Origin of the sequence: Pantoea sp. Cy-640, from assembly GCF_011752635.1 — a bacterium.
Classification (GTDB): Bacteria; Pseudomonadota; Gammaproteobacteria; order Enterobacterales; family Enterobacteriaceae; genus Pantoea; species Pantoea dispersa.
In genome coordinates this window covers 1-22,109 of sequence record NZ_VWXB01000003.1, presented here as the reverse complement: position 1 = coordinate 22,109, position 22,109 = coordinate 1, and the positions used below count along the sequence as shown (strand labels likewise).

19 protein-coding genes and 2 rRNA genes are annotated in these 22,109 nt (G+C 57.3%); 16 read left to right on the top strand and 5 right to left on the bottom strand.

Features of this window, described 5'->3' with window-relative positions; translation table 11 throughout:
• Nucleotides 1-68: 68 nt before the first annotated feature.
• Nucleotides 69-407: a DUF2002 family protein gene (locus tag F3J36_RS08900; RefSeq protein ID WP_021506475.1), complete on the bottom strand. Its 339-nt coding sequence runs from the start codon at nucleotides 405-407 to the stop codon at nucleotides 69-71.
• 149 nt (nucleotides 408-556) lie between these two features.
• Between F3J36_RS08900 and F3J36_RS08895 the strand changes: the two genes are divergently transcribed.
• The 11 genes from F3J36_RS08895 (at nucleotide 557) to emrB (ending at nucleotide 13,113) form a co-directional block, all read left to right on the top strand.
• A complete protein-coding gene (locus tag F3J36_RS08895; protein WP_021506474.1) occupies nucleotides 557-874 on the top strand; it encodes a DUF883 family protein in 318 nt (105 codons plus the stop codon).
• 344 nt (nucleotides 875-1,218) lie between these two features.
• Complete coding sequence (gene nrdH, locus F3J36_RS08890) at nucleotides 1,219-1,461, top strand: glutaredoxin-like protein NrdH (RefSeq protein ID WP_058758244.1); 243 nt, start codon at nucleotides 1,219-1,221, stop codon at nucleotides 1,459-1,461.
• Nucleotides 1,462-1,465: 4 nt separating this feature from the next.
• The gene (gene nrdI / locus F3J36_RS08885) at nucleotides 1,466-1,870 is read left to right on the top strand and encodes a class Ib ribonucleoside-diphosphate reductase assembly flavoprotein NrdI (protein ID WP_166719518.1); all 405 of its coding nucleotides are present in this window, start codon (nucleotides 1,466-1,468) and stop codon (nucleotides 1,868-1,870) included.
• A complete protein-coding gene (gene nrdE, locus F3J36_RS08880; RefSeq protein ID WP_166719517.1) occupies nucleotides 1,849-3,987 on the top strand; it encodes a class 1b ribonucleoside-diphosphate reductase subunit alpha in 2,139 nt (712 codons plus the stop codon). Before nrdI ends, nrdE begins: the two co-directional genes overlap by 22 nt.
• Before the next feature lie 8 nt (nucleotides 3,988-3,995).
• Entirely contained in the window at nucleotides 3,996-4,955 is a 960-nt protein-coding gene (gene nrdF, locus F3J36_RS08875) for a class 1b ribonucleoside-diphosphate reductase subunit beta (protein WP_166719516.1), read from the top strand.
• A gap of 596 nt (nucleotides 4,956-5,551) precedes the next feature.
• The gene (gene proV / locus F3J36_RS08870; RefSeq protein WP_021506469.1) at nucleotides 5,552-6,748 is read left to right on the top strand and encodes a glycine betaine/L-proline ABC transporter ATP-binding protein ProV; all 1,197 of its coding nucleotides are present in this window, start codon (nucleotides 5,552-5,554) and stop codon (nucleotides 6,746-6,748) included.
• The gene (gene proW, locus F3J36_RS08865) at nucleotides 6,745-7,935 is read left to right on the top strand and encodes a glycine betaine/L-proline ABC transporter permease ProW (protein WP_166719515.1); all 1,191 of its coding nucleotides are present in this window, start codon (nucleotides 6,745-6,747) and stop codon (nucleotides 7,933-7,935) included. Before proV ends, proW begins: the two co-directional genes overlap by 4 nt.
• 63 nt (nucleotides 7,936-7,998) lie before the next feature.
• Nucleotides 7,999-8,994, top strand: a complete 996-nt coding sequence (proX, locus tag F3J36_RS08860; RefSeq protein ID WP_166719514.1) for a glycine betaine/L-proline ABC transporter substrate-binding protein ProX — start codon at nucleotides 7,999-8,001, stop codon at nucleotides 8,992-8,994.
• Between the two features lie 713 nt (nucleotides 8,995-9,707).
• Nucleotides 9,708-10,238, top strand: coding sequence for a transcriptional repressor MprA (gene mprA / locus F3J36_RS08855; RefSeq protein ID WP_021506466.1), 531 nt, complete (start codon nucleotides 9,708-9,710; stop codon nucleotides 10,236-10,238).
• A gap of 149 nt (nucleotides 10,239-10,387) precedes the next feature.
• Entirely contained in the window at nucleotides 10,388-11,560 is a 1,173-nt protein-coding gene (gene emrA / locus F3J36_RS08850; RefSeq protein ID WP_166719513.1) for a multidrug efflux MFS transporter periplasmic adaptor subunit EmrA, read from the top strand.
• Nucleotides 11,561-11,577: 17 nt separating this feature from the next.
• Nucleotides 11,578-13,113 carry a multidrug efflux MFS transporter permease subunit EmrB gene (emrB, locus tag F3J36_RS08845; RefSeq protein WP_021506464.1) on the top strand — a complete coding sequence of 512 codons (1,536 nt, stop codon included), beginning with the start codon at nucleotides 11,578-11,580 and terminating at the stop codon, nucleotides 13,111-13,113.
• 42 nt (nucleotides 13,114-13,155) lie between these two features.
• On the opposite strand, the gene F3J36_RS08840 is transcribed toward emrB, so the two are convergent.
• Nucleotides 13,156-14,298, bottom strand: a complete 1,143-nt coding sequence (locus F3J36_RS08840; protein ID WP_166719512.1) for a tRNA/rRNA methyltransferase — start codon at nucleotides 14,296-14,298, stop codon at nucleotides 13,156-13,158.
• A gap of 156 nt (nucleotides 14,299-14,454) precedes the next feature.
• Here F3J36_RS08840 and trxC point away from each other — a divergent pair, with 156 nt between their 5' ends.
• From trxC to F3J36_RS08815, 5 genes are all read left to right on the top strand, one after another.
• Nucleotides 14,455-14,874, top strand: a complete 420-nt coding sequence (trxC, locus tag F3J36_RS08835) for a thioredoxin TrxC (RefSeq protein WP_021313847.1) — start codon at nucleotides 14,455-14,457, stop codon at nucleotides 14,872-14,874.
• A gap of 76 nt (nucleotides 14,875-14,950) precedes the next feature.
• Entirely contained in the window at nucleotides 14,951-15,643 is a 693-nt protein-coding gene (locus tag F3J36_RS08830) for a tRNA-uridine aminocarboxypropyltransferase (protein WP_127834471.1), read from the top strand.
• 86 nt (nucleotides 15,644-15,729) lie between these two features.
• The gene (locus F3J36_RS08825) at nucleotides 15,730-18,417 is read left to right on the top strand and encodes a bifunctional acetate--CoA ligase family protein/GNAT family N-acetyltransferase (protein ID WP_166719732.1); all 2,688 of its coding nucleotides are present in this window, start codon (nucleotides 15,730-15,732) and stop codon (nucleotides 18,415-18,417) included.
• Nucleotides 18,418-18,500: 83 nt separating this feature from the next.
• Entirely contained in the window at nucleotides 18,501-19,859 is a 1,359-nt protein-coding gene (gene pssA / locus F3J36_RS08820) for a CDP-diacylglycerol--serine O-phosphatidyltransferase (protein ID WP_176428114.1), read from the top strand.
• A gap of 3 nt (nucleotides 19,860-19,862) precedes the next feature.
• Nucleotides 19,863-20,183, top strand: a complete 321-nt coding sequence (locus F3J36_RS08815; protein ID WP_166719511.1) for a YfiM family lipoprotein — start codon at nucleotides 19,863-19,865, stop codon at nucleotides 20,181-20,183.
• On the opposite strand, the gene F3J36_RS08810 is transcribed toward F3J36_RS08815, so the two are convergent.
• The 3 genes from F3J36_RS08810 to F3J36_RS08800 form a co-directional block, all read right to left on the bottom strand.
• On the bottom strand, nucleotides 20,184-21,485 hold the full coding sequence (locus tag F3J36_RS08810; RefSeq protein ID WP_166719510.1) for an MFS family transporter: 1,302 nt from the start codon (nucleotides 21,483-21,485) through the stop codon (nucleotides 20,184-20,186).
• A gap of 211 nt (nucleotides 21,486-21,696) precedes the next feature.
• Nucleotides 21,697-21,812: ribosomal RNA gene (rrf, locus tag F3J36_RS08805) — 5S ribosomal RNA — on the bottom strand.
• Between the two features lie 202 nt (nucleotides 21,813-22,014).
• A 23S ribosomal RNA gene (locus tag F3J36_RS08800) occupies nucleotides 22,015-22,109 on the bottom strand; the annotation flags it as partial.

Below are 22,109 nucleotides of genomic sequence, written 5' to 3'. Positions count from 1 at the left end.
ATTTGCAACGTGGGAAAGGGTAAGGATTGGGAAAGCGTGTGCAGCCCCGCCGCGACGGGGCACACCAGTCAGGCGCCGAAGACGCCCTGCAGATAACGCTCCAGCGCCATGCGCGAGCTAAAACCGTGGGGAATACCGTAGTGCTCCTGCGAATCTCCCATCAGGTAGAGAGGGAACTGCGTGTAGTGGTCGCAGGTTTTCATCTCTGATGCGGGTTCAGCGAAGTGCTGACTTTTTTCTTTCAGGGTGGGATGAATGATCAACGCTGTGCGCCCCATGCGGGCTTCGCGATTCACATAGACGTAGTTTTCGCCACGGCGATAACCATAAGTTTTGGGTGTCAGGACGTCCATTTCGAATCCTGCTTTTTCCAGTACGCGCGCTACCTCATCCGGACGTAAATACATGCTTGCTCCTCTCTTCTCACAGCCCCGCAACCTTACATCAGCACGACAGCACAGGACATTCGGAATTTCCCTAAAGCCTGGCACACGGCTGCGTTTAGTCACGTTTCGTCTACACTTAGTATTACGTTTTAAGTCAAAGGGAGCGAAAAATGTTTAATCGAACCAGCAAAAACGATGACATTGATATCAATCAGGATGTAAACGAACTGGCCGATTCGCTGGAAGCCTTACTGAAATCTTACGGCAGCGAAGCCAAAGATGAAGTGGATAGCGCACGCAGCCAGGCGCAGGCCCTGCTGAAACAGACGCGCGCTAAACTCAACGGCAGTGGCAACCGCGTGACTCAGGCCGCGCGCGATGCGGGTTATCAGGTGGATGCTTACGTGCATGACAAACCGTGGTACGGCGTGGGTGTCGGTGCCGCCGTCGGTCTGGTGCTGGGCGCGCTGCTGATGTCACGCCGCTAAATCGCTAAAAAATCATCAGGAGCCTCGCGTATGCGGGGCTTTTTTTTGCGCGTCACTCCGCATTAGCGCGCCGATGCAGCCGCTGTCAGGCTGGTTAAAATTGCCGCAAAACCCTTTACAAAAATTTTTTCCCTGCGCCAGGGCGCATCATCGCTGGCATTCGCCCTAATCTGACTGCTTAAATCACAAAACCCTATATCTGGTGGGCTTGACCACTAATACCACTACATCTAGTATTCAACACATCAACTCGCTACCAGATGTCAGCAGGGACGACGTTCGCAGCAAAAGGGTTTTTGCTTCGTATCTCGCAACCTGACCACAACCAGAGGGAAATACGAATCATGCGCATTATTATTTACACTAAGAGCCAGTGTGTCCAGTGTGACGCCACCAAAAATGCCATGGATCGCAGTGGCATCGACTATCAGCTGATTAACCTTGATACCCAACCGGAAGCCATCGATCAGCTCAAATCGCTCGGCTATCGCCAGGTGCCTGTCGTAATGACGCACAACGACCACTGGAGCGGCTTCCGTCCCGACAAAATCGCCGGCCTGCGCCAGCTCGCTGCCGTCGGGGGATAAAGCGATGTTTCCACTGGTCTATTTTTCCAGCCAGTCGGAAAACACGCACCGGTTTATCACCCGTCTCGGCCTGCCTGCGCGGCGTATTCCGCTCGACGCCACGCAGCGCCTGCACATCGACCAGCCCTACATTTTAGTGGTGCCGAGCTACGGCGGCGGCAGCGCGCGTGAAGCAGTGCCGAAACAGGTGATTCAGTTCCTTAATGATGACGCCAACCGGCGCGGTATCCGCGGTGTGATTGCTGCGGGCAATCGCAACTTTGGCGCGGGCTTCTGCCTGGCCGGCGACATCATTGCGCAGAAATGTCAGGTTCCCTATCTCTACCGCTTTGAGCTGATGGGAACCGCCGACGATATTGCCCATGTTAAAGCGGGAGTGACCCAATTTTGGCAACGACAGACACCCTGAACAGCACACAGCTGGACTACCACGCGCTCAACGCGATGCTGAACCTGTATGACGCGGATGGCCGCATCCAGTTCAGCAAAGATCATGAAGCCACACGCCAGTTTTTCCTGCAGCACGTGCAGCCCAACAGCGTGCCATTCGACTCGCACGGCGAGCGTCTGCGCTATCTGGTGGCCGAAGGCTATTATGAAGCCGGGGTGCTGAACCAGTACGATTTCGCCTTCCTGTGCCAGCTGCACGAAGAGGCTGACGCCTGGGGCTTCCGTTTTCACACCTTCCTCGGTGCGTGGAAGTTTTATACCAGCTACACGCTAAAAACCTTCGACGGCAAACGCTATCTGGAAACCTTTGAGCAGCGCGCCTGCATGGTGGCGCTGACGCTGGCGCGCGGCAATGAAACGCTGGCGCGGGAACTGCTGGCCGAGATGCTGAGCGGTCGCTTCCAGCCGGCTACGCCCACCTTCCTCAACTGCGGTAAACAGCAGCGCGGCGAGCTGGTCTCCTGCTTCCTGCTGCGCATTGAAGACAATATGGAGTCGATTGGCCGCGCGGTGAATTCGGCGCTGCAGCTGTCGAAGCGCGGTGGCGGCGTGGCGTTTCTGCTCTCCAACCTGCGTGAATCCGGCGCGCCGATTAAGCGCATTGAAAATCAGTCATCCGGCGTAATTCCGGTGATGAAGATGCTGGAAGATGCGTTCTCCTACGCCAATCAGCTTGGTGCGCGTCAGGGCGCGGGCGCGGTGTGGCTGAATGCGCACCATCCGGATATCCTGCGCTTCCTCGATACCAAACGTGAAAACGCTGACGAGAAGATCCGCATCAAAACGCTGTCGCTCGGCGTGGTGATTCCGGATATCACCTTCCAGCTGGCCAAAGAGAACCGCGATATGGCGCTGTTTTCGCCTTACGACGTTGAGCGTATTTACGGCAAGGCGTTTGCTGATATCAGCATCAGCGAGCACTACGAGGCGATGCTGGCCGACGATCGCATCCGTAAAACCTTCATCAAGCCGCGCGACTTCTTCCAGACGCTGGCGGAAATTCAGTTTGAGTCCGGCTATCCCTACATCATGTATGAGGACAGCGTGAACCGCAGCAACCCGATTGCCGGTCGCATCAACATGAGTAACCTGTGTTCGGAGATCCTGCAGGTTAACAGCGCCAGCGAGTATCACGACGATCTGAGCTATCGCCGCGTCGGCAAAGATATCTCCTGTAACCTTGGCTCCCTGAATATCGCCCACGCCATGGACTCGCGTAATCTGGCGCAAACCGTGGAAGTGGCGGTGCGCGCGCTGACGGCGGTTTCCGAGATGAGTGACATCACCTCCGTGCCGTCGGTGGCGGAAGGCAATCGCCGTTCGCACGCTATCGGTCTCGGGCAGATGAACCTGCACGGCTATCTGGCGCGTGAAGGCATGGCTTACGGTTCGCCAGAGGCGCTGGATTTCACCAACCTCTATTTCTACTGCGTGACGTATCACGCCCTGCGCACCTCCAACCTGCTGGCGCAGGAGCGCGGCGCGCGCTTTGACGGCTTTGCGCAGTCGCAGTACGCCAGCGGTGCCTATTTCGACAAATATACCCAACACAGCTGGCAGCCGCGTACTGCCCGGGTGGCGCAGATTTTTGCCGATGCCGGCATCGCCCTGCCCGACCAGGCGGACTGGCTGGCACTGCGTGCGTCAGTGATGCAGCACGGTTTGTATAACCAGAACCTGCAGGCGATTCCGCCGACCGGTTCCATCTCTTACATCAACCACGCCACGTCGAGCATCCACCCGATTGTGTCGCGCATTGAGATCCGTAAAGAGGGCAAAACCGGCCGCGTCTATTACCCGGCTCCGTTTATGACCAATGACAACCTTGAGCTGTATCAGGATGCCTATCAGATTGGTCCCGAAGCGATTATTGATACTTACGCCGAAGCCACCCGGCACGTCGATCAGGGACTGTCGCTGACGCTGTTTTTCCGCGATGACGTCACGACGCGCGATATCAACAAAGCGCAGATCTACGCCTGGAAGAAAGGCATCAAAACCCTCTATTACATTCGACTGCGTCAGATGGCGCTACAAGGCACGGAGGTACAGGGCTGCGTTTCCTGTGCACTGTGATGATGACTATGCAACTTAAACAGATTCAGGCGATTAACTGGAACCGCATTCAGGACGAGAAAGATCTCGAAGTGTGGAACCGTCTTACCAGCAACTTCTGGCTGCCGGAGAAGGTGCCGCTGTCCAACGATCTGCCGGCATGGCAGTCGCTCGACCCGCAGCAGCAGCAGCTGACGATTCGGGTGTTTACCGGTCTGACGCTGCTCGACACCATTCAGAACGTCATTGGCGCACCGGGACTGATGGAAGATGCGCTGACGCCGCACGAAGAGGCGGTGCTGTCGAACATCAGCTTTATGGAAGCGGTACATGCGCGCTCTTACAGTTCGATCTTCTCCACGCTGTGTAACACCGCCGACGTGGATGCCGCCTACCGCTGGAGTGAGGAGAATACCGCCCTGCAGAACAAGGCGAAAATCGTGCTGGATCACTACCGCGCCAGCGATCCGCTGAAGAAGAAAATCGCCAGCGTCTTTCTGGAGTCGTTCCTGTTTTACTCCGGCTTCTGGCTGCCGATGTACTGGTCAAGCCGCGGCAAGCTGACCAATACCGCCGATCTGATTCGGCTGATTATCCGTGATGAAGCGGTACACGGTTATTACATCGGCTATAAGTACCAGAAAGCGCTGGAAACCGTTGACGACGCGCGCCGCGCTGAGCTGCAACAGTTCGCCATCGATTTACTGCTGGCGCTGTATGAAAACGAGGTGGTGTACACCGAAGCGCTGTATGCCGACGTGGGCTGGTCCGAAGAGGTGAAAACCTTCCTGCATTACAATGCCAACAAGGCGCTGATGAACCTGGGTTACGAAGCGCTGTTCCCGGCGGAGCTGACGGCGGTGAATCCGGCGATTCTGTCGGCGCTGTCGCCCAACGCCGATGAAAACCACGATTTCTTTTCGGGTTCCGGTTCATCCTATGTGATGGGCAAAGCGGTTGAAACCGAGGACGAGGACTGGAATTTTTAGTCGCGTGCGGTGCACGGTAAGGGGTGCACATTGCACCGTAAGCGGTGCGCATCAATGCGCACCCTACGGTTGGGTTAATCATGCCCTACGGCAGTTATGTTTATGCATCTGTAGGGTCGGCATTCATGCCGACCGGAACGCGCCTCCAGCGGTTAGGTTGATGATACATCCACAGGGTCGGCATTTATGCCGACCAGGTTAATTTCATGCCGATTCCACTACGATCTGATCATTCATTTTTCTCTCCTGCATTCCCGCCGTCCCCCCCGAAATAACGTTAATTCCGCGCGTGATTATTTTATCTATTTAGCGCCATTCATCGTCGGAATATTTCGCCTGACTAAGCGTGATTTATCCGCCTTCCGGCAATAATTCTGGCCGAAACCGGTTTAATTTCACAAAAAATTCAGAAAAAATTTATCCCGTCTCATCCCTTGCAGGCACTGGAATTAGCCACTGTCGCGCCATACGTGTCACGCCAGATATTTCCGTCAAGGGTTGTCAGATAATCTCACTATGCTACGGTATAGGCGCTTAAATTTACGCAGGGTACAACAAGAAATAGTCAGACATTTAACCAGGAATTTCATTACTGCATGGCAATTAAACTTGAAGTAAAGAATTTATATAAGGTATTTGGCGATCATCCCGAAAAGGCATTTAAGCTGATTGAAAAAGGCGAGAGTAAAGAGAGTATTCTGGCGAAAACCGGCCTCTCACTCGGCGTCAAAAATGCCAGTCTGGCCATTGAAGAAGGCGAGATCTTTGTCATTATGGGGCTGTCCGGCTCCGGCAAGTCCACTATGGTTCGCCTTCTCAATCGTCTGATCGAGCCGACACGCGGCCAGGTGATTATTGATGGCGTCGATATTGCCAAAATATCCGACGCAGAATTGCGTGATGTGCGCAGAAATAAAATCAGCATGGTATTCCAGTCATTCGCACTGATGCCGCACATGACGGTACTAAATAATACCGCGTTCGGCATGGAATTAGCTGGCGTGGCGCTGCAGGAGCGGCAGGAAAAAGCGCTCGACGCGCTGCGTCAGGTTGGACTGGAAAATTATGCTCACGCCTGGCCCGATGAACTCTCCGGCGGAATGCGGCAGCGTGTTGGATTAGCCCGCGCACTGGCGATTAATCCGGATATATTGCTAATGGACGAAGCCTTTTCCGCACTTGATCCATTAATTCGCACGGAAATGCAGGATGAACTGGTAAAACTGCAGGCGAAACATCAGCGCACCATCGTGTTTATTTCCCACGATCTGGATGAAGCGATGCGTATTGGCGACCGCATCGCCATCATGCAGGGCGGCGAAGTGGTGCAGGTCGGCACGCCGGATGAAATCCTCAATAATCCGGCCAACGATTATGTGCGCACCTTCTTCCGCGGCGTGGATATCAGTCACGTCTTCAGCGCCAAAGATATCGCCCGCCGCAGCGCCGGCGCGCTGATTCGTAAGGCCGCCGGTTTCGGTCCGCGGTCGGCAATCAAACTGCTGCAGGATGAAGACCGCGAATATGGCTACGTGCTGGAGAAACAGAAATTCATCGGCGTCGTCTCCACTGACTCGCTGAAAGCGGCACTCGCCGCCGGTGAAGGGCTGGATAACGCCCTGCTCGACGCACCGCTGGCGGTTCCTGCCGATACCTCGCTCAACGATTTGCTCTCTCACGTCGCGCAGGCACCCTGTGCGGTGCCGGTGATCGGCGAAGATCAGCAGTACGTCGGTATCATTTCCAAAAGCACGCTGTTACGCGCTTTAGATCGTGAAGGAGCCCAGCCATGAGTGCACAAAACGCCAATCCATGGGAAAGCGCCAGCCAGACCAGCGCACCACCCGCCACCAGCAACGCCGCCGCCGCCAGCAGCGATCCGTGGTCCGCGACAGGCAGCAGCACACCGGCTGACAGCAGCGCCAGCGCCGCCGATGCCTGGGGCAACGCCGCCGGCAGTACATCGGATGCCGCCAGCAGTGGTGGACACGATGCCGTCAGCAGCGCCGCCAGCAGCAGCGACTGGCTGAGCAGCGCACCGGCCGCGGCACCGGAGCACTTCAGCCTGCTGGATCCGTTCCACACCACGCTGATTCCGCTGGATCGCTGGGTCACCGAAGGCATCGACTGGGTAGTTACCCACTTTCGCCCGCTGTTTCAGGGCATTCGCGTGCCGGTGGATTATATCCTTAGCGCCTTCCAGCAACTGCTGATGGGTCTGCCTGCGCCAGTGGCGATCGTGGTGTTTGCGCTGATTGCCTGGCAAATTGCCAGCCCGGCGATGGGCCTCGCCACGCTGATATCGCTGGTGCTGATTGGCATGATCGGTGCCTGGTCCCAGGCGATGGTGACGCTGGCGCTGGTGCTCACCGCCCTGCTGTTCTGCGTACTGATTGGCCTGCCGCTTGGCATCTGGCTGGCGCGCAGTGAGCGCGCGGCGCGCATCATACGGCCCCTGCTGGATGCAATGCAAACCACGCCGGCGTTCGTCTATCTGGTGCCCATCGTCATGCTGTTTGGTATCGGCAACGTGCCGGGCGTGGTGGTGACGATTATCTTTGCCCTGCCGCCGGTGGTGCGTCTCACCATACTCGGTATTAAGCAGGTGCCGGCTGACCTGATCGAAGCCAGTGAATCTTTCGGTGCCAGCCCGCGCCAGATGCTGTTCAAGGTCCAGCTGCCGCTGGCGATGCCGACCATTATGGCTGGCGTGAATCAGACGCTGATGCTGGCGCTGTCGATGGTGGTCATCGCCTCGATGATTGCCGTTGGCGGTCTGGGCCAGATGGTGCTGCGCGGTATTGGTCGCCTCGATATGGGTCTCGCCAGCGTGGGCGGCGTCGGTATCGTGATCCTCGCCATCATTCTCGACCGCCTGACGCAGTCAGTAGGTCGCGACAGCCGCAGCCGTGGCAGCCGCCACTGGTACAGCAGCGGGCCGCTGGGTTTGTTGCTGCGTCCATTCAGTAAAAAAGCCTGATTTCTTTGGGCGGCCCGCTGCGGTCGCCCGTCTCCGACGTCACACGTAAAATAAGGAATGACTATGCGCAAGACAGCTCTATTCGCCGCCGTCCTGACCACGGTTGCCGCGACGCACGTGTCCGCCGCCGACCTTCCGGGCAAAGGCATTACCGTTAAACCGGCTCAGAGTACCATTTCCGAAGAGACCTTCCAGACGCTGCTGGTGAGCCGCGCGCTGGAGAAGCTCGGTTACACCGTTGAGAAGCCGAGTGAAGTGGATTACAACGTGGCTTACACCACCATTGCCGGCGGTGATGCCACGTTTATCGCCACCAACTGGCAACCGCTGCATGATGACATGTACAAAGCCGCCGGCGGTGATAATAAATTTTATCGCCAGGGCACCTACGTCAGCGGTGCCGCGCAGGGTTACCTGATCGACAAGAAAACCGCCGACCAGTACCACATCACCAACATCGAGCAGCTGAAAGATCCAAAGCTGGCCAGACTGTTTGATACCAATGGCGATGGCAAAGCAGACCTGACCGGCTGTACGCCTGGCTGGGGCTGTGAAGCGGTGATTAACCATCAGATCGAGGCCTACAAACTGAGCGATACCGTGGTACACAACCAGGGTAACTACTCGGCGATGATTGCCGACACCATTACGCGCTTCAAACAGGGTAAACCGATTCTCTATTACACCTGGACGCCATACTGGGTCAGCGACGTGCTGAAGCCGGGTAAAGATGTGGTGTGGCTGCAGGTGCCGTTCTCCTCACTGCCAGGCGCGCAGAGCAAAGTGGATACCAGACTGGCCAACGGCGCCAACTATGGCTTCCCGGTGAACACCATGCATATCGTGGCCAACAAAGCCTGGGCGGAGAAGAATCCGGCGGCGGCCAAACTGTTTGCTGAAATGAAGCTGCCGATCGGCGACATCAATGCCGAGAACGCCGCGATGCATGCCGGTCACGCCTCAGAAGCGGACATCAACGGCCACGTTGACGGCTGGATCAAAGCTCATCAGGCGGAATTTGATAAATGGATCAGCGACGCCATGGCGGCGGCGAAATAAGCCCACGCGGCACCTCGTCTCAGCCACGTGGTGCCGCCATTTTCCGCCCTCCCGCCCCGTCAGTAAGCGAAGCGTGCGCTATAGCGCACTGGTACGTCCTGTTAATTAACACAACATTGAAATAATTTTTTGGGTTACTATTACCCACATATGATTATTTACCCGCTTTTCCCACCAGCTATGTCTCCTTTCCGCCGCCCGCATCAGGTCCGTCGCGCCAGGATGAGTCTGCGTTATCGATGGCATTCACCCTGCCACAGGCCGGTTATACGGCAGACGACGAACGGAATTCATCACGCCGCTGATGCTGGCGCGTTACCCGGACTAACCGGTGCCTTGTCGATTAACCCATTGATTTACTCCAGCAAAGCCAGCCGGGAAAAGTGTTTAGAAAACGTAAAGATCAATGCAAAGTGGTGAGCGATACTGTTCATTAATGATTGGCTTTGTTATGGTTAGCCTCACAGTTATTCACCTAAGTTATTTTTACTCGCGAAATTATTCAATCCACTGAAGGTTTCGCTTAGCGAATTGATGACGATGGCGGCTTTGTCTGCAAAGCGGCTGGTCAGGGCGCAGAGCCCAGGGTTATGGACCGACCTGGAACGCCAGGTGCTGACAGTGTGACGGTGCAAACAATCACAGGCGGAAAATATGACTACGCTTAATCTGTCACCCTCATTATTATATTTGTTGCAACTAAGAGGTTTTTAATGGAAAGCTCGTTTACTCCCATTGAGCAGATGCTAAACATCCGTGCTAATCGCCACAAAGATTTTCCGCTGCAGGAGATCATCCTGACCCGTCTGTGCATGCACATGCAGGGTAAGCTGCTGGATAATCGCAACAAAATGTTGAAGGCGCAGGGAATTAACGAAACTTTATTCATGGCGCTGATTACGCTGGACGCGCAGGAAAACCAGAGCATTCAGCCTTCTGAGCTGAGCTCGGCGCTGGGTTCTTCCCGCACCAACGCGACGCGCATCGCTGATGAACTGGAAAAGCGCGGCTGGATCGAGCGTCGTGAGAGCGATAACGATCGCCGTTGCCTGCACCTGCACCTGACGGAAAAAGGTAACGAATTCTTACGTCAGCTGCTGCCACCCCAGCATCAGAGCCTGCAGTATCTGTGGTCTTCGCTGACCGATACCGAGCAGGAGCAACTGGAAGCCATCACGCGTAAGTTGCTTAACCGTCTCGATAAAATGGACGAAGATCAGGTTATCGCTTCCCTGTCGCGTTAATAGCAAGAACTGCGACACAATCACCCACCGAAATCGCTATTTTAATCCCCTTTTATCCGGCCAGCGTTGCAAACGCTGGCTTTTTCGACTCGGGCGACCGTGTTGATGGATCAACACATCCCGACTAAATGGCAAACGTGGAGAACGACATGAGTGCGACAGCGGAAGCTCAAAGCCCGCAACAGCCCGCGAACAAAAAGAAGAAGCGCAAAGGTGCGCTGATCCTGCTGGCTATCGTGTTTATCATGATTGGTGTGGGTTATCTGGCTTACTGGTATCTGGTGCTGCGCCACTTCCAGGAAACCGATGACGCCTACGTGGCAGGCAACCAGGTGCAGGTGATGGCCCAGGTTTCCGGCAGCGTGAATAAAGTGTGGTTCGAGGATACGGATCGGGTGAAAAAAGGCGACATTCTGGTGTCGCTGGATAAAACCGATGCGCAGCAGGCATTCGAGAAAGCGCAGACCGCGCTGGCCACCAGCGTGCGCCAGACGCACCAGCTGATGATCAACGGCAAACAGTATCAGGCCAGCATCAAGCTGCAACAGACCGCGCTGGATCAGGCCGAATCCGACCTGAAACGTCGTGAGCCGCTCGGTGCCGCCAATCTGATTGGTCGCGAAGAGCTGCAGCACGCGCGTGATGCCGTGGCCACGGCGAAAGCCCAGCTGGACGTGGCGATTCAGCAGTACAACGCGAACCAGGCGATGATCCTGAATACTGACCTCGAAAACCAGCCGGCGGTAAAACAGAGCGCCGCTGAGCTGCGCGATGCCTGGCTGGCGCTGCAGCGCACCGACATCCGCAGTCCGATGGACGGCTATGTCTCGCGTCGTAGCGTGCAGGTCGGTTCACAGATCTCCACCAGCACACCGCTGCTGGCGGTGGTGCCGGCCACCAACCTGTGGGTTGACGCCAACTTTAAAGAGACGCAGCTGGCAGGCGTGCGCATCGGTCAGCCCGCCACGGTCATCAGTGATATCTACGGCGATGATGTGGAGTATCACGGTAAAGTGGTTGGTCTGGATATGGGCACCGGTAGCGCCTTCTCGCTGCTGCCAGCACAGAACGCCACCGGTAACTGGATCAAAGTGGTACAGCGCCTGCCGGTGCGTATCGAACTCGATCCGCAGCAAGTGGCGCAACATCCGCTGCGTATCGGCCTGTCCATGCTGGTGAAAGTAGATACCCAGAACAAAGATGGCGCCGCGCTGGCCAGCAATGTCCGCACCCAGGCCGCGTATGAAAGTAACGCGCTGGCAATCGACCTTGCGCCGGTTAACCAGCTGATCGCTGACATTGTCCGTGCCAACGCGCAATAACCTCGCGGGAGGCTGTTATGGCACAAAAGCCGCTTGAAGGTGCGCCGTTAGTTCTGATGACCATCGCCCTGTCGCTGGCGACGTTCATGCAGGTACTCGACTCCACCATCGCTAACGTGGCGATCCCAACCATCGCCGGTAACCTCGGGGCGTCCAACTCGCAAGGCACCTGGGTGATCACCTCGTTCGGGGTGGCGAATGCCATCTCGATCCCGATCACCGGCTGGCTGGCAAAGCGCGTCGGTGAAGTGAAGCTGTTCACCTGGTCGACCATTCTGTTCGCGCTGGCCTCCTGGGCGTGCGGCATGTCCGAAAGCCTGGAAATGCTGATCTTCTTCCGCGTGATTCAGGGCGTGGTGGCCGGTCCGCTGATTCCGCTGTCGCAAAGTTTGCTGCTGAACAACTACCCGCCAGCCAAGCGCAGCGTGGCGCTGTCGCTGTGGGCGATGACGGTGATCGTTGCGCCGATCTGCGGTCCGATTCTTGGCGGCTGGATCAGTGATAACTATCACTGGGGCTGGATCTTCTTCATCAACGTGCCAATTGGCGTGGTGGTGGTGATGCTGACGCTGCAAACCCTGCGCGGGCGCGAAACCAAAACTGAGATCCGCCCGATCGATATGGTCGGTCTGGTGCTGCTGGTGGTGGGGATTGGTTCTCTGCAGGTGATGCTTGACCGCGGTAAAGAACTCGACTGGTTTGGCTCAACCGAAATCATCGTGCTGACGGTGGTCGCGGTGGTGTCGCTAGCCGTGCTGCTGGTGTGGGAGCTGACCGACGATCACCCGATTGTCGATTTGTCGCTGTTTAAGAAGCGAAATTTCACCATCGGCTGTCTGTCGATCAGTCTGGCTTACATGCTGTACTTCGGCTCGATCGTCCTGCTGCCGCAGCTGCTCCAGGAGGTATACGGCTATACCGCCACCTGGGCAGGGCTGGCATCGGCGCCGGTGGGGATCATTCCGGTGATTCTGTCGCCGATCATTGGCCGCTTCGCCCATAAGCTGGACATGCGGCGGCTGGTGACCTTTAGTTTTATCATGTACGCGGTGTGCTTCTACTGGCGTGCGTATACGTTTGAGCCGGGGATGGATTTCGGTGCCTCCGCGTGGCCGCAGTTTATCCAGGGGTTCGCGGTGGCCTGCTTCTTTATGCCGCTGACCACCATTACGCTGTCCGGCTTGCCGCCAGAGCGTATGGCGGCGGCCTCCAGCCTCTCGAACTTTGTGCGTACGCTGGCGGGTTCAATCGGAACGTCGATCACCACCACCATGTGGACAGATCGCGAATCGATGCACCACAGCTACCTGTCGGAATCGGTTAATCCCTTCAATCCGAATTCGCAGCAAATGTATGACCAGCTGCAAAGCATGGGCATGACGCAGCAGCAGGCGTCGGCTTATATCGCCCAGCAAATTACTAATCAGGGCCTGATTATCTCGGCTAACGAGATCTTCTGGGCATCGGCGGGGGTGTTTTTGGTCCTGCTGGTTCTGGTGTGGTTTGCCCGTCCGCCGTTTGGCGCAGGCGGTGGCGGCGGTGGCGCGCACTGAGTGACAGAAACAAAAACGGGCCACAGCGGCCCGTTTTTTTATTTATGCGTTCTGACGCCACCATTCGGCGAGCAGGATACCGGTCGCGACCGAGACGTTGAGGCTTTCAACGTTGCCGGTACCGCCAATCGACAGGCTGATATCGCCCTGCTGGAATGCGCTGTCTGACAGACCTTCACGCTCCTGACCCAGCACCAGTACCATTTTGGCTGGCAGCGCCGCCTGCGCCAGTGGCGTACCGGCGTGGCTGGATGTGGTCACGATGGTGTAACCAGCTTTGCGGAATGCTTCCAGACCCGCAGCAAAGCTTTCACCGCTGATCGCCTGGACGTGCTCTGCACCACCTTCAGCCGTGCGAACTGCGGCACCCGACTCCAGCAGCGAGGCATCATTGACCAGCAAACCTTTGACGCCAAAGTGCGCGCAGCTGCGCATGATACCGCCAAGGTTGTGCGGGTTGCTGACATCTTCCAGCGCCAGTACGCAGTCTTTGCTCTGCGCCTGCTGCAGCCATTCCGCCACCGGCATGCCCATGCGCTTCTTAATAATGAAGCACACGCCGCCGTGGTGTTCAGTCCCGGACGCTTTCGCCAGCTCGGCGTCGTCCACCACGTGATAGGCTTTGCGGTTTGCCGCCAGCCAGCGCAGGGTTTCGCGGAAGCGCGGCGTGACGCTTTGCACGAACCAGGCACGGACGATGCTTTCGGGACGGCTCTGGAACAGCGCCTGGCAGGCGTTTTCGCCGTACACGCGCGTCTCTTCCTGACGCTGACGGCGAATCAGTTCCGGGTCGATAACCGGCTTGCTGCTGGCCGCTTCGTCACCCGTATCCGCTTCAGCGGCGACAGGCGGACGTGACACGGTGCGCCACGGTGAATCACTGAAGCCACGATCGTCCCGATCGCTGCGGCGACCGCGCGCGCTATCGTCACGCGGACCGCGCGAACGGCCAGCATCGTCACGTGGACCACGCGAACGCCCGGCATCATCGCCACGGGCGGTGCGCGGACGACCGCTCTCTTCATTATTACGGGTGCTGCGAGGACCAGAGCGACGATTCTCTTCCTGGCGCGCAGCAGGACGGCCGCCTTTGCCGGTACGGGGATTTGGCTTCTGACCGCCCTCCTCATCACGTACGTACATCACTTTTACCTTGCCGCTTTTGCCTTTAAATTCGTCGTTCATCTGTTCCTCCAGCATTGAGAGCGCGAAGATTACCTGATGTGTCGGCGCTTAGCTATCAACTATTGAACCTATTGCTTAATCCAGATTGAGCATAGCATTCAACCTTTTCATAATGTTCACCAATCCTAAGATTTACAGGTCCGGTTTGAGGTGACGATGAATACTGTATGTGCCTCCTGTCAGGCAACTAACCGCGTTCCCGAGGAACGTCTGGCCGACGGAGCCAAATGCGGTCGCTGCGGCGATGCGCTGTTTAGCGGTGAAGTGGTGAATGCCACGGCGGCCACGCTGGATAAATACCTGCAGGACGATCTGCCGGTCGTGGTCGACTTCTGGGCGCCATGGTGCGGTCCGTGCGTGAACTTCGCGCCGGTGTTTAAAGACGTCGCCGACGAGCGGCGCGGCAAAGTGCGCTTCGTGAAAGTGAACACTGAGGCGGAACCTGCGCTCAGCACGCGTTTTCGCATCCGCAGCATCCCAACCATTATGCTGTTCAAAAACGGTGAGATGGTGGACATGCTGAACGGTGCGATGCCGAAAGCGCCATTCAACGAATGGCTCGACGAATCACTCTGATCCCCCAGGGCCAGCCACGCGCTGGCCTTGTTTTTGCCCTTCTATTACACTGGCGTTTTTCCCTGTCCGCGATGCTATGTCTGAAAATGCCGTTCTGCGCCTGCGTGCGCAGCGTTTAGCGCGTGCCACGCGCCCGTTTCTCGCCCGAGGCAACCGCGTGCTGCGCTGTCAGCGCTGCCTGCTGCCGCATAAAAACTGTCTGTGCGCGACCCTGCAGCCGCAACAGGCGCGCAGCCGGTTTTGCCTGGTGATGTTTGATACTGAACCAATGAAACCCAGTAATACCGGTCGGCTGATTGCCGACATTCTGCCGGAAACCCAGGCCTTTGGCTGGTCGCGCACCGAGCCCGACGCCGCGCTGCTGGCGGCGGTGCAGACGGCCGATTATCAGCCGATGGTGGTGTTTCCCGGTGCCTACGCCGATGCCGATCGCCAGGTGCTGACCACGCCACCCACCGGCGGTAAGCCCCCGCTGTTTATCATGCTCGACGGCACCTGGACCGAAGCGCGCAAAATGTTCCGCAAAAGTCCGTGGCTGGATAGCTTTCCGGTGATGTCACTGAATGTGGCGACGCCGTCGCGCTACACGCTGCGCGAAGCCCATGCGCCGGGCCAGCACTGCACCGCCGAAGTGGCCGCCGCGCTGCTGGAACAGGCAGGTGATGTCCCGGCGGCGCAGGCGTTGCAGCAGCACTTTGAACGCTTCCGTCAGGCCTATCTGGCCGGTAAACCCCACCATCCGATACACGCGCAAGCAGACAATTTCTGAAGCTGGCTCGCAGCCTGACATCGACAAATCGGCAACCGGCGTAAAAGCGTTTACAATCATGCCAATCCCGAGAGCAGGAGCGAATGATGAGCCAACGTGGACTGGAAGCGCTGTTACGACCGAAATCAATTGCGGTGCTGGGTGCGTCGATAAAACCGAGCCGCGCTGGCTATCTGATGATGCGCAACCTGCTGGCGGGCGGCTTTGGCGGTCCGGTGTTGCCGGTCACGCCCAAATACAAGGCGGTCAGCGGCGTTCTGGCCTGGCCGGACGTGGCCAGCCTGCCCTTCGCCCCCGATCTGGCGATTATCTGCACCCACGCCAGACGCAATCTGGAACTGTTACAGCAGCTGGGAGAAAAAGGCTGTAAAGCCTGCATTATTCTCTCCGCCCCGGCCAGCCAGCTGGAGGCGCTGAAAGCCTGTGCCAGCCAGTGGCAGATGCGCCTGCTGGGCCCCAACAGTCTGGGCCTGTTAGCCCCCTGGCAGGGGCTGAATGCCAGCTTCTCACCGGTACCGATTGCGAAAGGACGCATCGCCTTTATTTCGCAATCGGCGGCGGTTTCCAACACCATTCTCGACTGGGCGCAACAGCGCAACCTGGGCTTTTCGTGGTTTATCGCCCTGGGCGATAGCCTGGATATTGATGTCGACGACCTGCTGGATTTTCTTGCTCGCGATGGCAAAACCAGCGCCATTTTGCTCTACCTGGAACACCTGAGCGACGCCCGGCGCTTCGTTTCTGCCTCGCGTAGCGCAGCGCGTAATAAACCCATTCTGGTGATCAAAAGCGGTCGCAGCCATCAGGCACAGGCGATGATCGGCACCGGCAGCGGGCTGGATGCCGCCTGGGATGCCGCCATTCAGCGCGCCGGTCTGCTGCGCGTGCAGGACACGCATGAGCTGTTTTCCGCCGTGGAGTCGCTCAGCCACATGCGTCCGCTGCGCGGTGAGCGCCTGATGATTATCAGCAACGGCGCCGCTCCGGCAGCCCTGGCGCTGGATGAACTCTATGCGCGTAACGGCAAGCTGGCGACGCTGGATGAGCCCACGCTGCAGGCGCTGGCGGCCCTGCTGCCGGAGGGCATCGGGCGCGGTAATCCGCTGGATTTGAAAGATCATGCAACGCCCGCGCTGTACGTGGCCTGCGTAACACAGCTGCTCGACAGCCATGAACTGGATGCGCTGATGATCATCCATTCACCCAGCGCCGTCTCTCCGGCCAGTGAAACCGCCGCGCAGATTATTGCGGCGGTGGCTGCGCATCCGCGGGGTAAGCAGGTGACGCTGCTGACCAACTGGTGCGGCGAACACTCTTCGCAGGAAGCCCGCCGCGCATTCACCCAGGCCGGCATTCCGACCTGGCGCACGCCAGAAGGCACGGTGACGGCATTCATGCACCAGGTTGAGTATCGGCGTAACCAGAAACAGCTACGCGAAACGCCAGCGCTGCCGCTGGGCCTGACGCAAAACAGCGCCGAGGCACATCAGCTGCTGCAACAGGCACTGGATAGCGGCATTACCACGCTGGATACGCACGAGGTGCAGCCCATACTACAGGCTTACGGGCTGGCAACGCTGCCAACGTGGATCGCCAGCGACAGCCAGTCTGCCGCTAAGATTGCCGACCAGATTGGTTATCCGGTGGCGCTCAAGCTGCGCTCGCCGGATATTGCGCATAAGTCGGATGTACAGGGCGTGATGCTCTATCTGCGCAGCGCGGCAGAAGTTGAACAGGCAGCAGACGCCATCTTCGATCGCGTGCGTGAAACGCATCCGCAGGCGCGCATTGACGGCCTGCTGGTGCAAAGTATGGCGAACCGCGCCGGTGCACAGGAGTTGCGGGTGGTGGTTGAGCATGACCCGCTGTTTGGCCCAATCATCATGCTGGGCGAAGGCGGTGTGGAGTGGCAGCCGGACAAGCAGGCCGCCGTGGCGTTGCCGCCGCTGAATATGACGCTGGCGCGCTATCTGGTGATTCAGGCACTAAAGAGCGGCAAAGTGCGCAGCCGCAGTGCACTGCGACCGCTGGACATCACCGGTCTGAGTCAGCTGCTGGTGCAGGTATCAAACCTGGTGGTCGACTGTCCGGAGATTCAGCGGCTGGATATTCATCCGCTGCTGGCATCCGCCAATACCTTTACCCTGCTGGACGTGACGCTGCAGCTGGCTCCATTTCATGGCGACAGTGAGGCGCGGCTGGCGATTCGTCCCTATCCGCACCATCTGGAAGAACAGGTGCAGCTTAAAGATGGCCAGCGCTGCCTGTTTCGCCCGATTCTCCCGGAGGATGAACCGCAGCTACGCGCCTTCATCGCCCAGGTCACCAAAGAAGACCTTTACTATCGCTACTTCAGTGAGATCAATGAGTTTACCCACGACGATTTGGCGAACATGACGCAGATCGATTACGACCGGGAGATGGCGATTGTCGCAGTACGCCAGCATAACGGTGCTGATGAGATTATCGGCGTGACGCGCGCGATCTCCGATGCTGACAATATCGACGCAGAATTTTCGGTATTGGTGCGTTCCGACCTGAAGGGTTTGGGCATGGGCCGGCGGCTGCTGGAAAAGATGATCCGCTATACGCGCGATCACGGCCTGCAACAATTGAACGGTATCACCATGCCGCACAATACCGGCATGATTACCCTGGCGCGAAAACTCAATTTTCGTGTGAATATTCAACTGGATGATGGCATTGTCAGCCTGAATTTACCGCTGGCTGACACCGGTGACCTGGCTGTAGAGAAAGGTAAAAATCCTCCTTAACCGGCCGGTTGATGTTATTATTTACCGTTAGGATCATGATTTGATGGCAAAAGGCCATACAATGAACAGAGAAGAAGTGCACTGTGATGTTGTCTAAATTCAAACGCAATAAACACCAACAACACCTCGCACAGCTGCCTAAACTGTCACAGTCCGTGTCGGATGTGACCACGCTTTACTCGCCCGCCGAGTTTCGTGAAACCCTGCTGACGAAAATCGCTACGGCAGAAAAACGCATCTGCATCGCCGCGCTGTATCTGGAAAATGATGACGGCGGACGCAGCATTATGCAGGCGCTGTATGCAGCACGTCAGGCGCGACCGGAACTGGATGTCAGCATTCTGGTGGACTGGCATCGTGCGCAGCGCGGCCGTATCGGTGCCGCGCGCGGCCTGACGAATGCCGACTGGTATTGCGAAATGGCGGCGCAGCATCCCGATATCGCGATTCCGGTGTATGGCATTCCGGTGAACACCCGTGAAGCGCTCGGAGTGCTGCATCTGAAAGGCTTCATCATTGACGATACGCTGCTCTACAGCGGTGCCAGCCTGAACGATGTTTATCTGCATCAGCATGACAAATACCGTTATGACCGTTATCAGCTGATCCGTAATCCGCAGCTGGCGGACACCATGTTTCAGTGGATTGGTGAGAATCTCAAACATTCTGAGGCCGTTAACCGTCTCGACCAGGCCGAACGTCCCTCCAGCCCGGAAATCAAGAATGAAACCCGCCAGTTTCGCCAGGAGCTGCGCAGCTTCAATTATCAGTTTACCGGTGATGCCGGCAACGAATCACTGGCCGTCACGCCGCTGGTCGGGCTGGGTAAACGTAGCCTGCTGAACAAAACCATCTTCCATTTAATGCCCTGCGCCGAGCGTAAGCTCACGCTGTGCACGCCGTACTTTAACCTGCCGGCCATTCTGGTGCGCAATCTGATCCAGCTGCTGCGTCAGGGCAAAGAGGTCGAGATCATCGTCGGCGATAAAACCGCCAACGATTTCTACATTCCGCCACACGAGCCGTTCAAGATTATCGGTGCGCTGCCCTATCTGTATGAAATCAACCTGCGTCGCTTCCTCAGCCGGTTGCAGTATTACGTCAACAACGGCCAGCTGACGGTGCGTTTGTGGAAAGATGGCGACAACAGCTATCACCTGAAAGGCATCTGGGTTGATGACGAATGGATGATGATCACCGGTAATAACCTCAATCCGCGCGCCTGGCGACTCGATCTGGAAAATGCGGTGCTGATTCACGATCCGCTCAACCAGCTGGCAGAGCAGCGCGACAAGGAACTGGCGTTGATCCGTCAGCACACCACGGTGGTGAAACATTTCCGCGAGCTGGAGAGCATCTCTGATTATCCGGCAAAGGTGCGTAAGCTGATTCGCCGTCTGCGTCGCATCCGTATCGACCGCCTTATTAGCCGTCTGCTGTAGCCGATGCGTGCGCTCATCCTCTGTGCGGTATTACTGTGTAGCGGATGTGCGCATGTGGCGCAGGACAACTGGACCGGCCAGGATAAGGCGCAACACTTTTTCTCCTCTGCCGCCCTGGCTGCCGCCGGCAGTGAGATCGCTCAGCATCAACACCAGGGCCGCGAGCAAAATCTGCGCTTCGGCCTGCTCTTTTCGCTGAGCTTCGGCGTAGCCAAAGAAGCCTGGGACAGCCGCCCTGCCGGGAGCGGCTGGAGCTGGAAGGATCTTAGCTGGGATGTCGCCGGTGCGGCCAGCGGCATTGCCCTGTGGGGCCTGAGTCAGTAATCACAGCGCAATCCCCTTGCCTTTGCGGTGCAGCATCAGTGATACCAGAAATGCCAGCGCGCCCATTGCCGAGACATACCAGAAGAAGGTGGTTTCGATGCCGTGCTTCTTCAGTAACAGCGCCACGTACTCGGCCGAACCGCCAAAGATAGCGTTAGCTACCGCATAGGAAAGCCCCACGCCCAGTGCCCGCACTTCCGGCGGGAACATCTCCGCTTTAAGGATGCCGCTGATAGCGGTGTAGAAACTGGTAATAATTAGCGCCAGCATCACCAGCACGAACGCCAGCCCGCTACTTTGCACATTCTGCAGCAACATCAAAATCGGCACGGTACAGATAGCCGCGCCAGCGCCGAAGATCATCATTGATGCCCGCCGGCCAATCTTATCTGACAGCGCGCCCACAATTGGCTGAATCAGCATGAATACCAGCAGCGCGCCGGTCATCAACGCACTTGCGCTACGCGCATCCATACCCGCCGTGTTCACCAGATATTTCTGCATGTAGGTTGTGAAGGTATAGAAGCTCAGCGATCCGCCGGCGGTAAAGCCAAGCACCATCAGGAAGGCGCGCGAGTGGTTACGCAGCAGGCCAAGAATGCTGCCGGCATCGCGAAGTTCCCGGTGCTTTTTCTCTGAGGTTTCATTCAGTGAGCGACGCAACCACAGAGCGACCACTGCCAGAACCGCGCCAAGAAAGAACGGGATACGCCAGCCCCAGCTGCGCAGCGCTTCATCACTGAGAATTTGTTGCAGTACCACGACCGTCAGCACGGCTAACAGCTGACCGCCAATCAGGGTGACGTACTGGAACGACGCGTAGAAGCCTTTGCGCCCTTCCAGTGCCACCTCACTCATGTAGGTAGCGCTGGTACCATATTCACCGCCCACCGATAAGCCCTGAAACATGCGCGCCAGTAGCAAAATCACCGGCGCCGCAATGCCGATTTCACCATAGCCGGGTAAACAGGCGATGACCAGCGAACCAAAACACATCATGCATACCGAGATCAGCATCGAACTTTTTCGGCCGTGACGGTCCGCGATGTAGCCGAATAGCCAGCCACCGATGGGACGCATTAAGAAGCCCGCCGCAAACACGCCGGCCGTTTGCAGCAGCTGGGTAGTGGTGTCGCCGGCCGGGAAAAATACATGAGCAAAATAGAGCGAGAAGAACGAGTAGACGTAGAAATCAAACCATTCGACCAGATTGCCGGACGACGCGCCGACAATGGCCCAGATGCGTTGTTTACTGACGGCTGCCGCTTCCGGCTGGGCCGATTTTTGTTGTAAGTCGGTCATCTTTTACCTCATTTCCTTGCGAAGAACATCGCTAAAGCAATGAGTAAAGCATCTGAGAGCAGCGCGGGGGAATCAGAGCCCGTTCAGGATGACAAAATGTGACAGAGCTGGAGTTTTAGGGAGAGATTTTGCAAGGGGTTAAGTGGATTTAGCGATCGCCAGACGTAAAAAAGCCCCGGACTCTCGTTCGGGGCTTTTTTACTGGTTTGATGCCTGGCAGTTCCCTACTCTCGCATGGGGAGGCCCCACACTACCATCGGCGCTACGGCGTTTCACTTCTGAGTTCGGCATGGGGTCAGGTGGGACCACCGCGCTGTTGCCGCCAGGCAAATTCTGGTGCACGAAACGAATCTTTTTCACTGAGGCCGCGTTGGCCGCCCTCGTAAAGTCAGTCACATACTCGTGTATGCTCCTTCCTTTCCTCCGGCCTGCCGCCTCGCCTCAGCGCAAAATCTTTCGTTTCCGCTAATTTTTCCGTCACAAGCTGAAAATTCTTGGGTCTCTCGGACCAAAACGCCTCTGGCGTTGTAAGGTTAAGCCTCACGGGTCATTAGTACCGGTTAGCTCAACGCATCGCTGCGCTTACACACCCGGCCTATCAACGTCGTCGTCTTCAACGTCCCT